This window comes from Micromonospora craterilacus (assembly GCF_003236315.1).
Classification (GTDB): domain Bacteria; phylum Actinomycetota; class Actinomycetes; order Mycobacteriales; family Micromonosporaceae; genus Micromonospora; species Micromonospora craterilacus.
In genome coordinates, this window is the sequence record NZ_POTY01000017.1 from 35092 (window position 1) to 46443 (window position 11352).

An 11352-nucleotide genomic window follows, 5' to 3' on the forward strand; every position below is an offset into this window, starting at 1 on the left:
CGCCGCAGACATCTGAGAGCAGTGACGGTTATGGATGGCCCGCTACGACGTCGACCGTAACAGATATCCCAATCCGTTCCGGGCGTCCGCGACAAGCCCTTCGCACCGAGCGGTCGTCGATTTCTGGCCGGACCAGATTGTTGCGGTTGGCAAGTTGCTGGTCGTCATTAGCGGCGAAGACCAATTCTTCGACCATGGCGTCGAGATGCGGCCCCGCTCGTCACGCCCGGACGGCAAGATGCCCGACGAGGGACGCGACCCGCCTGCAGATCCGGGCGAACTGCTGGGCGGCGCAGTGCTCGCATAGCCATGCGGCGAGGGTGTCGGCGGTGACGTCGGGCAGGACGTTGATCGGCCAGCGCGTATGCATATCGAGCAGCAGGGTGGCGTACCGGTGCCCACGCCGGTGGGCGAAGTCGTCCACTGAGCACCATCGGCGTCACCGGCGGCGCGTCGGCCTCGACCGGCCTCGTCCCTTGGCGGAGAGTATTTCGTTCTGCAGTGCATCCCGGTGTACCCGCCATGGCCGACGCCGTGTTGGCCGGCGTTCGGCTGGAAGCCGAATGGGTTGTTCCGCCCGCCCAGCCCGGCGACCTCGTCAATGTCGAGTTCGACATCGACGACATGCTCGGATGGGGCGACACGATCGCGATGGCCGGCGCCGAGTCGACGCTGCACGAAGGGCCCCGAGTCCGGGGAACCGTCGAAGGCCATGAGCAACAACTCCTGACCATACGGATCGCCGGACGGACTGCTGCAGGTCGAGCTCCACGACGGCCCCGTCGACATTCCGCCCGGCACGGCAGTTCTCGTAGTGGTCGAGCATCTCAAGCTGTACCCCACGGGCATATGAGCCCTGACGAGACCATCGATCTTGACAGCCTTCGCGTGGCTTCGTGCGTGACTGCCTTGGCGCAGGGCTTGAGGCGATCGCCCTGACCGAGGCGGACTGCCAGCCGCTGGAACGCAGCTGGCGAAGCATCCTCGACGACGCAAGCCATTCCGCGGTGATCTTTCCACCAGCTGAAGATTTGCTGAAGATTGCTTTGGTGAGCGTGTCGGCCGGGTGGTGTCGGCGAGGGGGCTTGGTGCGAACTTTGTGACGGTAGCGGGCGGCGGCAGCGACGGGCGTTGCACCCCAGATACGTGCGCAGGGTGATCGTCTCTTGTAGACCTGCTCCTCGTGCGGCCGGCCGCGCTCTTGTGCCGGTGTCTCGGGGTGTCTAGCGTGTCGATCACTTTTATTGATCGACGGGGAGTGTTGTCATGCTTGCTGGCCGTGGGGGCTGCCTTCGACCGTTTCGGTGCGCGGGGGAGGTCCGGGGCTGGGGTCCTAGCGGTGGCGGTGCTGGCGGGATTGTTACCCGTGGTACAGCTGCAAGGCCCGGCGGCCGCGGCGGCAGCGGCGTTGGTGCCGGGTGATTCCAGGTCGGTGGCGAGCGTGGCGGTGCGGCAACAGGTGCAGGATCCGGATCCGGATGACGAGGTCACGGTGACGGATCCCCTTCCCGCAGGGACGTTCCCCGCCAGCGGCGAGGCGGTCCTCGACTTGCAGGGCGACGCCGAAGACCGGGCAGCGTTCGGGTTGGCGGTCGAACCTGCCAGCGAGGCGCCTGTGGGTGAGGGTGTGGCGGGGCGAGGCCTTCCGGCTGTCGAGGTTGGGTCGGTGCGGGTGCGGTCGTTTGACCGGGCGGCGTCGGTGGCGTTGGGGAACTCGGGGCCGCTGTATTCGCTTTCTCGAGCCACGCCCCCCGTGGTTGGCGGCATCCCTGGTCTGTGCCTACCGCTGTGTAGTGGTGCGGCGCTCGCTGAGCTCCCGCATCGTGAACCACGTCAGCGGCCCAAGGGCGCTCGCCACGAAGGCCAGCACCGGCACCCACGGAATTCCGTCAATGAACAGTGCTACGAAACCGGCCCCAAAGGCCAACAGCGCGGCGGAACGGGTATACGAGAAGGAGTTGTCATCGAAGGGATACTTTGGCGGCGCCCTCCGCAGCCGCCACACCCGGTAAACCTGGAGCACCATGAGTACGAACGCTGCCGGCAGCAGCGGGAACACCAACGCGGCTCCCGGCGTCCATGGATTCCGCACATATTGGCCCTCGACAGTGACGAGGTGCCCGTGCCACAAACCCAGCATGGGGTACTCTCCCTCATTGACGTTGAGGTAGGCATCCCGTCGCTTTACAAAGGACATCACTTCGCTGCCGCCCGACAGGCGGTACCGGACCTCCTGCGAGTTGGCGTTGCCGCCGTATCCTCCCACAGCGCTGGAGTAGCTGACCTCCAGAACCTTCCCCGGCTCCAGCACCAGCATGCTCGCGCGATGTGCTGAGTTAGCTGCCGATTCCACGTACACGCGGTGTCCGAAATAGGCCATAAGGACAGCCGCGAGCAGACCGGATATGACCGCCACCCAGACCCGGAACCGGACCTCGCCCGGATCGATCGGCGGTACAGCACCACGCCGCCTTGCTGACGTCATGCCCACCATGCTAATGAACAGCCGCCACCACCCAGATCGGTCAGATGGCTACTGCGGCTCGCCGTTACCGGACGGCTGTCATGGTCACGGCTGGAACCTGGACATGATCCTTGTGACGCGCGTGTCACGGCGCCGGACACCCCGCTGCGTGCAAGATTCTGTCCGCGTTGACAGACAGTGCAGATAATCCGCGATCTCCTTCAATTTATGGGACGCCGCTTCCCGGCAGTGGGGACACGGTGCTGTGCCGCGAGGCGTCCGAGCGGCCGGGGCGACGACTTGCCGGGAAGGCCCGGCAGGCGTTGACCCTGTCGAGGGCGGTGCCGATGCTGCTCATGACGACCATGCCAGTACTTTCGGGCGTGCCCATCGATGTACGGCATTCGGCAATCGGCCACGACCTGAGCAGTGCGGCCCTCGACCTGGCCGAGAAGCCCCTGCCCGCCCGACAGGTCCACGAAGCCGACGTGCCAGCGGTCGACGGTGCTCTCCCACGTGCCGGTGGTCTCATCGAAAACGAACTTCGGTCGTCCCCGGCGGATCTCGTCGATGCCCAACGCCTCGACAGGTTGCGGCTGGACGGCAGCACCGCAGCGGCATGCGCGACGAACGCGGCAGCGACCACCGGCCACGACATGTCGTGATCCCGCGCCGACTGCACCACCGTGCGTCCACCGTCGGCGACCGCCCCGCCAGCCGCCGCCCGCAACCGGGTAGTCAACCGCTTACGAGCCGGCACAGCAGGCAACGCCTCAGTGAACGACCCGCGCCCGCAGCCCGGCTCATCACAGCGCCAGCGCCGCTTGCACCACCGCAGACCCGGCCGCCGGTCTCCCATCGGCAGGTCACGAGGCCGGGTCACCCGCCGGCCCTTCGACCGGCGCGGCCAATGTCCCGTACTCCGGACACCGCCGTGCCCGCTCATCCGCCGTGACCAGGTCCACCACCAGACCGACCGGCCCGTCCGCGACCCCGACGACGGCCAGACCGGCAAGGCCCAGCAGCCGGTTCGTATCTCAGGAGCGCGGCGAACGAGCCGATGAAGCCGGCCAACGCGGTCATCTGTGGTCTTCGGCTGACCGGGCTGGGCGTATCGGGTGTACCTGATGTCGGATGAGTCGGTCGGACATGGCAAAGCCCAGTCGGGCGGATGTTCGGCTTACGGCCGATCTTGTTCAGGTCGGTGAGGTCGTCGTTGGAGAGGCGAGCCGCGAGCCCGGCGACGATGTCACCGCTGTCTCCGACGACGGAGCGGTGTTGATGCTCATCCCGCGCTGACGGGGGAGTGGGGTGTGGCTTCGGCCAGGTCGACGACTTGATCGCTCACGCCCGGAATTGGATGCCCGCGGGAAGTCGCGATTGCCGCGGGCTGTTACTTCTGCCGCACGCCTCGCGGCTAGATCCGGACACCCCAGGCGAGCGGCCACCGTCACCTTCCTGGGCGGTTAATATGCGGCGTGGCTGGGCTGCTGGACGGGGTTTCCGAGATCGACTGGTCGGCGCTAACGCACGCGTACGGCTCGGCGGATGAGGTGCCGGGCTGGCTGGCGGCGATGACCAACCCGGAGACCTGCGTTGACGCTCTCGGCGATCTCGACGCAGCGGTCTATCACCAGGGCGGTGCGGTGTACCCCGCAGGCGCCGCAGTGGTGCCGTTCCTCATTCGCTTCGCCCTGGCCCCGACGGTTCCACATCGGGCGGACATCCTCGACCTGGTATGCCGCTTCGCCGCGCTGCACCACGAGATGAGGGAGCCATGGCGATCCCAGCCTCCGGCCCAGACCTGCCGCAAGGGTCTGCTCGGAGCTTTCGACAGTCTGCGGCAACTGCTCGACGATCCGGATCCCGCCATCCGGTGCGGCGGCGTGGAAATCCTGGTCGAGCTGGTCGAGCGCGCCGACGACCTTGCCGATGAGCTGATCCGCCGTCATCCCGGCGAGGCGGATCCCGACGTCGCGGCCGACTACATTCTCGCCCTGGCTGGCGCGGCAACGCAGGGCACCTTGACGCCCGAAAAACGAGCAGCTATTGCCGGGTGGCTGTCCGACCGTACCCCGCCGGCCGGCGATTCGCGGCGGCTAACCTTTCTGGTCGCCGCCCGCCGAATCGGCCACAGAGCCGGGACGGCCGAACACCTCCTCGCGGCGTACCCGCACTCCGTGCCGAGACGCACCGCCGGCTGGCTGAGCCGTGAACTCGGCGACGACCGCGAAGCGCGGATCGCCCTGGCCCAGGTCGCGATCGGCGAAGCAGCTCGGGCACAGGACGACCGGCCGCTCGCCGAGGTAGGCACGGTCATGCGGAAGTGGCGCTCGGCCACCACCGCGCTCATCCCGGACATCGGTGCCGCTCTCGAGGGCCCACCCCCCATCCGGGCAGCCGCTGTCCACCTACTCGCCGCCTCGGGAGATGCCGGGCGTGCCTGGTCGAACCGCATCGCGGAGCTGGTCAGCCAACCGGGCCGTACGGGAGCGCTGGCGGCATGGGCCCTGGCACGGTGGGGAGACCGGCGAGCGGTTCCGGCCGTCGAGCGGTCGCTGCGCCGTGATCCAGAAGTCTTCCGCATGGGTTCGACGCATTACGGCGACGACTTCTACTGGCTGGACCAAGACCCGGGCATCGCCGACGTCTGCCTGCCGCTGACCGCGTACGCCGACGACCTCGTGCCCGCGATCCGATGGCGACTGCGCAACGATCCCGGCACATCAACGGCCTACCAGCTCACACAAGTGCTGAAGGCCTACGGACCAGCAGCCGCGGCAGCAGTACCCGAACTGGCCGCCATGCTCGACACGCAACAGCCCATACCGGCCTGCACTGTCCTCGCCGCGCTCGGCCCCGCGGCCGCAGCGGCGCGCACCACACTGACGCAGCTGGCCACCGGCGACGGACCCGACGCCCTCACCGCCGCCTGGACCCTGTTCCGGATAACCGGCGACCCCGAGCCGTTCCTGGCCCGCGACGACGTGCTCGATGGACAACGCATCAATGCCTCAGCTGCCCGAATGCTAGGCGACCTCGGCCCGCTGGCGACACGCTACTTGTCAGACATCGAACGGCAACTCGCGGAGCAGCCAAATTACTGGCCAACCTGGGACGGTGTCGAACTGGCCTTCGCGCACTACCGCATCACCAGCGACCCGGCCCTCTGCCTGACCGTGTTCGATGCGGCCCTCGACCCCCTACGGCACAGTCGACAACTGCCGGTCAGCCGCCAGGCACTGCGCTACCTCACCCCCCTCGGTCCGGCCGCCACCACGTTCACGCACCTGCTGCACCGCGCCGCCGAACAAGACGAACGACTGCTCTACAGCGGAGGATGGCGCGGTATCAGCGAAGACGACGAGGCGCGAGACTTGGCGACGCAAGCACTGGCCGCAGCCACACCCTGACGTCGCCGCGCCCGCCGTATCCAGTTCCGCTCATCGGCTACGAGCCATGAGCGCGCACCGAGTCAGGTCGTGGAGGTGCGTCCGGCTGAGGGAAGCTCGCGCGAAAAGACGGGTCCCGAACGCCTGGCTCAGGACCCGTCAAGCACGCTGATCTTCAGCCGAGCGGGATGATGCCGATCAGACCCAATCCAGGCTGGAAATCGGTCTGTGTCGATCCCGGTACAAACCCAAACCCAACCGCCCACGTCAGCGGAGGTTTGGTGCCTTCCAGCCGTCCGCCGAGTGGAACCCCAACGTCGACCTTGAGGCGGCTTGACGGGCGGGTGCTGCTCGCGACCGGTAGTGGCGTCGAGCCGGATTTCCGCTTTATGCCGATGTTCGTCCCCGACGGCTGCTTCGCCAATGATCGTGAGTCACGTGCGCAGTGACAATCATGATCGTCACCACCGGTGACGTGCTGATCTGTCGATGAGCGTGCACCCGATCTTGCTTGGCTCGCATCGACCAGGCACGCATCGGCTGACTGCGGCTCATTTATCCGGGGAACCCGATTTCGATGTCGAGACCGCCGGTGGTTCGGGCCTGGGCGTCGAGGGTCGCCCCATGCGCCTCGGCGATCGCGCGGACGATGGCCAGACCGAGTCCGTGCCCGTGTCCGTCGGGGTGCCTGGTCCGACGGTTGCCGACCTGCCGGAACGGCTGGAACAGCGCGTCGACGTCGCCGGGCGGCACTACCGGGCCGGAGTTGCTGACCCGGATGGCGGCGCCGGTCGCGGTGGTCGTCGTGCTGATCTCGACCCAGCCGCCCGGCGCGTTGTGACGCACGGCGTTGTCGACCAGGTTGACAACCAGACGCTCGATCAGGTCGGGGTCGCCGGTCGCCGGTGCCCGGTCGAGGGCGGTGTGCATCCGGATGCCTCGCCGGCCGGCATCGTGATGGCGGGCGGCGACCACCTCGGCGACGGTGTCGGCGACGTCGAGCGGGGTGTGCAGTTGGAGGCCCTGTTCGCCGTGTGCCAGGGTGAGTAGCGCCTCGATGAGGCGTTCCTGTTGGTCGCTGAGCGCGAGGACCTCGTGGCACGCCGACCGCAGTGTCTCGGTGGTGGCATCCGGGTCGGCGAGCGCCACCTGGAGCACCGTCCGCTCCGCGGTGAGCGGGGTACGCAGTTCGTGCGAGGCGTTGGCGATGAAGTGCCGCTGCGACTCGAACGCGGCCTGCAACCGCTGGAACAGGTCGTCGAGCGTCTCGGCCAGATCGGTGAACTCGTCGTGTAGACCGGTCCGGCCGAGCCGGCGGTGCAGGTCGCTGGCGGAGATCTCCCGGGCGGTGGCGGTGATGGTGCGCAGAGGGCGCAGGAAGCGGCGGGCGACGAACCAGCCGAGCAGCAGGGAGACCACTACCATGCCGGCTATGGCCCACGCCGAGGTGGTGAACTGCCGGTCCAGGTGGCCACCGTCGCCGGGGACGCCGGCGGGGTCGGCGACCGGGCCCGCCGGGGTGGCCTGCTTGTTGCCCAGCAGCGGAATCGCGAGCAGCACGACGCCGGAGATCAGGAAGGGCACGGCGTAGAGCAGCGTGAGCTGGACGTGCAGGCTGCGCCGGGGAATCCGGACGCGCATCACGGTTCGCCGATGCGGTAGCCGCCCTCGCGAACGGTGTGGATGATCGGAGGGTCGCCCAGCTTGGTCCGCAGCCGGCGGATGGTGGTCTTCACCGCCGTGGTGAACGGGTCCGCCGCCTCGTCCCAGACCCGTTCGAGCAGATTCTCCGCCGACACGAGCCGGCCGTGCGCGGCGAGCAGGCATTCCAGGACGGCGAACTCTTTCGGGCTGAGGTCCAGTCGGCGTCCTTCGCGGGTCGCGACCCGGCGGCCGGGGTCGAGCGTGAGTTCCCCGTACTCCAGGATCGGTGGCACGGCCGTGCCCGGCCGCCGGCCGAGCGCCCGTACCCGCGCGACCAGCTCGGCGAAGTCGAAGGGCTTGGCGAGGTAGTCGTCGGCGCCGAGGCCCAGGCCGTCGACCCGCTGTTTGACCGACGAGGCCGCGGTCAGCATCAGCACCCGGGTCGCCGAGTGCTCGTCCACGATCCGCCGGCACACCTCGTCGCCCGGCACGCCCGGCAGGTCGCGGTCGAGCACTACCACGTCGTAGCGGGTCACGGCCAGGTGATCGAGGGCCCCGTCGCCGTCGAGGACCACGTCGACCGCCATGCCCTCACGGCGTAACCCGATACCCACCGTACGGGCCAGCACCTCGAAATCCTCGACCACGAGCACTCGCATGATCCCACCATGCCACCGCGCGGGTGTCAGAACGGTGTCACCCGGCGGCACCGTCTTGACACCGGCGTGCGCGTAGAACCGAAACCTGCAAACCGCGTCAGCAGGACGGAAGGGCTATGGATGGACATCGTTCTCGAAACTGACCAGCTCGGGAAGAGGTATGGCAGAGCCTGGGCGCTGCGGGACTGCTCGCTGCGACTTCCGGTCGGGAGGGTGGCCGCGCTGGTCGGCCCCAACGGAGCGGGCAAGAGCACCCTGTTGCACCTGGCGGTCGGTCTGCTGCGGCCGGACGCCGGCGCCGTACGGGTCTTCGGCCGGACGCCGTACAACGACATCGCCGTCCTGTCCGAGGTCGGCTTCGTGGCCCAGGACACGCCGCTGTACCGGGACTTCACGGCGGACGAGATGTTCACTATGGGCGCCAAGCTGAACCGGCGCTTCGACACGGCGCTGGCGCACCGCCGGCTGGCGCAGATCGGAATCCCACGAGACAAGCCGGTCGGCAAGCTGTCCGGCGGACAGCGGGCCCAGGTCGCCCTCGCATTGGCGATGGCCAAGCGCCCACAGCTGCTGCTGCTCGACGAGCCGGTCGCCAGCATCGACCCGCTGGCCCGGCGCGAGTTCCTCCAGGCGCTGATGGGCGTCGTCGCCGAGACGGGCACCACGGTGCTGCTGTCCTCGCACATCCTGGCGGACCTCGAACGCACCTGCGACTACCTCGTTGTGCTGCACGCCTCGCAGGTGAAGCTCGTCGGCGACGTCAGCGCCCTGCTCGCCGAGCACCGGCAGCTGGTCGGCTCCCGAGACGGCGGCCCGCTGCCCGCCGGGGTCGCGCAGGTCGTGCGGGCCGAGCACACCGATCGGCAGTCCACGCTGCTGGTCCGCACGAACGCTCCACTGCGAGATCCGGCATGGAAGGCGTACGACGTGACTTTGGAAGACCTCATCCTCGCCTACCTCGGCGACGGCGACTCCCGGCCGCGCGCCGGGTGGGAGGTGCCGGCATGATCTGGCTCGCCTGGCGGCAGCACCGCAAGCAAACACTGTTCACCGCGATCGGCCTCGCGCTCCTTGCCGTGTTGATGGTCCCCACCGGTCTGGCCATGCGGCACACCTTCGCCGACTTGGGCCTGGACGACTGCGTCCGCGCGCTGGGTACCGCCTCGATGATCCCGGCTGACGCCGACACCTGCGGCAAGGCGTCCATCCAGTTCAACGGCCAGTACGGCGTGATGACCATGATCGGTGTGCTCTTCCTCGTCCTGCCGCTGCTGGTCGGGCTGTTCTGGGGTGCGCCGCTGGTCGCCCGCGAGATCGAGCAGGGCACCCACCGCATGGTGTGGACCCAGGGCGTCAGCCGGCGACGCTGGGCACTGGTCAAGTTCGGGGTCGCCGGCGCCGTCGCGCTCGTCGCCTCGGTGGTCTACGGGCTGGGCGTCTCGTGGTGGCTGACACCGATGAGCCAGGCCGGGCAGCACGGCCGCTTCAACATCTTCTTCTTCGACATGCAGGGCACGGCCCCGATCGGCTACACGATCTTCGCGGTCGCGCTCGGCATCTTCGCGGGCACCATCTGGCCCAAGGTGCTGCCGGCGATGTCCGCCACGCTCGTCGGGTTCCTCGGGCTGCGCATCGCCCTGACGACGCTCGCCCGGCCGCACTACCTGCCCGCCCGCGTCCTGACCTTCCCGATCAAGGACGCCACCGAGCAGACCAACCCGGCCGCCGGCGACTGGATCCTGTCCTACGGCATCCGCGACGCCTCCGGCAAGATGGTCACGGCCAACGCACAGATCGCCTGCGCGCCCGACGCCACCGGACCGGGAGCCGCGTGCGGCGCCGACCTCGGCATCACCTCGGGCGCCTACAACTGGCAGCTCTACCAGCCCGGAACCCGGTACTGGCTGTTCCAGGGCATCGAGACCGGCGTCTTCGTTACCGTGGCCGCCCTGCTGCTCTACCTCGCCGTCCGCCGCATCCGCCGCGTCGCATGACCGCGAAGCCGTCCATGGAAGGCCCCATGCGCAAACTCGCCTACGCCGTCGGTCGTTCCGTTCGCGGGAACCTGGCTGGGCCAAATCGACGCCTCATACTTCGAGTCACGCCCTGGGCAGCCCCCCGCAGCCAAGGGCTACCCCGGCGTCGATGCCTACCTCTACACCGGCCACCGGGCCCTCATTCTGCGACAACAGATCGCCGCCTCCACGGTCCTGGACACGGCCTACCTCGCGGAACTCCGGCGACGAGCCGCCGCCGTAGAGGATCCGCCCGGCGGCCTCATGCACCCAGAAACGTTCTTCCAACACGAAAACCCGCTGGCGACAGCGGTGCCCAAGCATCCCAGCTTGTGCTGTGGCTTCGAACCTGACTTGACGGCTCGCGGGAGGTGAACGGGCCCGACAGCTCGGGATCGACTGTCGGGCTCACGATGATTCACCGTCGCTGTTTTGTTAGCTGACCCGTCGGCGAATCGCTGTCAGACGCCGCAGTGCCACGTGGAGCCACCATCCTTGAGATACCCGTCCCATACCCAGCCGTATTTTGTATTTGCGGTGCGCAGGTACGTCCACGTGCTGAAGTCCGCAGCCCGGACCCAGCAGTGGTAATCAACGAGATTGCTGGTTGTGGCGGTGGCTACGACAGCGCATCCCCACCCTGGGCCTTCGCGAAGGCTGACGTTCTGCTTGAAGTGATATCCGTACTCGTTGTGGTCCCTGTCGGGTGCGCTACCAATCTCGCAAGCCTGTGCGACCGAGCTGGCTGATGCGGGTGCGGTGCCAACTCCTGTGACAAGCGTGGCAACCGTCGCCCATGCGACGGCGGTTCTTACCAGCGTCACTCCCGTTCTCCTTTCGTCAAGGTGAGGATTAATCAACGCTCTTCAGAGCTGACCACGGCAGCCAGCCCGTAGTAGATGGCCTCTTCGGCGGGCTGGTGCCCTCGCCGCCGGCTCAGCGTGCTCGAACCTTTGTCAGCGATTGTTGATTACGCTGGCGCACCGGCCGGCGCCGTGCGAGTCGATGAAATAGAAGCTGATTCGACTTCCCCGGCCCTGCTTGGCGTTAGCCTCGGCCCTTCGTTAAGGGTGTCCAAGGACTGGGCTGGAAACGAAGAAGTGCCTTCTGATCAGGGAAAATGGGACTTGCTGAGGGTCCGAGTTTCCTGTCACGGAAGGCACTTGCTGGGTGAAGGC

At 67.8% G+C, this 11352-nt stretch carries 9 protein-coding genes and 1 pseudogene; 6 read left to right on the plus strand and 4 right to left on the minus strand.

Annotated elements, in window-relative coordinates; all coding sequences use genetic code 11:
• The first annotated feature begins 34 nt into the window (after positions 1-34).
• A complete protein-coding gene (locus C1I95_RS35130) occupies positions 35-307 on the plus strand; it encodes a hypothetical protein (RefSeq protein ID WP_158566292.1) in 273 nt (90 codons plus the stop codon).
• Between the two features lie 215 nt (positions 308-522).
• Entirely contained in the window at positions 523-939 is a 417-nt protein-coding gene (locus C1I95_RS34725) for a hypothetical protein (RefSeq protein WP_146605633.1), read from the plus strand.
• An 841-nt stretch (positions 940-1780) separates the two neighbouring features.
• Here C1I95_RS34725 and C1I95_RS05010 read toward each other — a convergent pair.
• On the minus strand, positions 1781-2485 hold the full coding sequence (locus C1I95_RS05010; RefSeq protein ID WP_146605634.1) for a hypothetical protein: 705 nt from the start codon (positions 2483-2485) through the stop codon (positions 1781-1783).
• A 320-nt stretch (positions 2486-2805) separates the two neighbouring features.
• Here C1I95_RS05010 and C1I95_RS36160 point away from each other — a divergent pair, with 320 nt between their 5' ends.
• Complete coding sequence (locus C1I95_RS36160) at positions 2806-3129, plus strand: hypothetical protein (protein ID WP_233513368.1); 324 nt, start codon at positions 2806-2808, stop codon at positions 3127-3129.
• Positions 3130-3308: 179 nt separating this feature from the next.
• On the opposite strand, the pseudogene C1I95_RS37195 reads toward C1I95_RS36160, so the two are convergent.
• A pseudogene (locus tag C1I95_RS37195) lies at positions 3309-3410 on the minus strand (hypothetical protein); the annotation flags it as partial.
• Between the two features lie 532 nt (positions 3411-3942).
• Here C1I95_RS37195 and C1I95_RS05020 point away from each other — a divergent pair.
• Positions 3943-5877 carry a plant Invertase/pectin methylesterase inhibitor family protein gene (locus C1I95_RS05020; RefSeq protein WP_111212582.1) on the plus strand — a complete coding sequence of 645 codons (1935 nt, stop codon included), beginning with the start codon at positions 3943-3945 and terminating at the stop codon, positions 5875-5877.
• Positions 5878-6411: 534 nt separating this feature from the next.
• Here the strand turns inward: C1I95_RS05020 and C1I95_RS05025 are convergent.
• A complete protein-coding gene (locus C1I95_RS05025; RefSeq protein WP_111212583.1) occupies positions 6412-7497 on the minus strand; it encodes a sensor histidine kinase in 1086 nt (361 codons plus the stop codon).
• Positions 7497-8159: a response regulator transcription factor gene (locus tag C1I95_RS05030; RefSeq protein ID WP_111212584.1), complete on the minus strand. Its 663-nt coding sequence runs from the start codon at positions 8157-8159 to the stop codon at positions 7497-7499. The genes C1I95_RS05025 and C1I95_RS05030 overlap by 1 nt, the downstream gene beginning before the upstream one ends.
• Positions 8160-8279: 120 nt before the next feature.
• Between C1I95_RS05030 and C1I95_RS05035 the strand changes: the two genes are divergently transcribed.
• Together C1I95_RS05035 and C1I95_RS05040 are read left to right on the plus strand one after the other, a co-directional pair.
• A complete protein-coding gene (locus tag C1I95_RS05035) occupies positions 8280-9167 on the plus strand; it encodes an ABC transporter ATP-binding protein (RefSeq protein ID WP_111212585.1) in 888 nt (295 codons plus the stop codon).
• Positions 9164-10153, plus strand: coding sequence for an ABC-2 membrane transporter-related protein (locus tag C1I95_RS05040; RefSeq protein WP_111212592.1), 990 nt, complete (start codon positions 9164-9166; stop codon positions 10151-10153). Before C1I95_RS05035 ends, C1I95_RS05040 begins: the two co-directional genes overlap by 4 nt.
• Positions 10154-11352 lie beyond the last annotated feature (1199 nt).

Coding starts and splice junctions, on each gene's coding strand:
- C1I95_RS05010 (WP_146605634.1), bottom strand. CDS start 2,485: ATGACGTCAGCAAGGCGGCGTGGTGCTGTACCGCCGATCGATCCGGGC.
- C1I95_RS05040 (WP_111212592.1), top strand. CDS start 9,164: ATGATCTGGCTCGCCTGGCGGCAGCACCGCAAGCAAACACTGTTCACC.
- C1I95_RS34725 (WP_146605633.1), top strand. CDS start 523: ATGGCCGACGCCGTGTTGGCCGGCGTTCGGCTGGAAGCCGAATGGGTT.
- C1I95_RS05035 (WP_111212585.1), top strand. CDS start 8,280: ATGGACATCGTTCTCGAAACTGACCAGCTCGGGAAGAGGTATGGCAGA.
- C1I95_RS05025 (WP_111212583.1), bottom strand. CDS start 7,497: ATGCGCGTCCGGATTCCCCGGCGCAGCCTGCACGTCCAGCTCACGCTG.
- C1I95_RS35130 (WP_158566292.1), top strand. CDS start 35: ATGGCCCGCTACGACGTCGACCGTAACAGATATCCCAATCCGTTCCGG.
- C1I95_RS05030 (WP_111212584.1), bottom strand. CDS start 8,159: ATGCGAGTGCTCGTGGTCGAGGATTTCGAGGTGCTGGCCCGTACGGTG.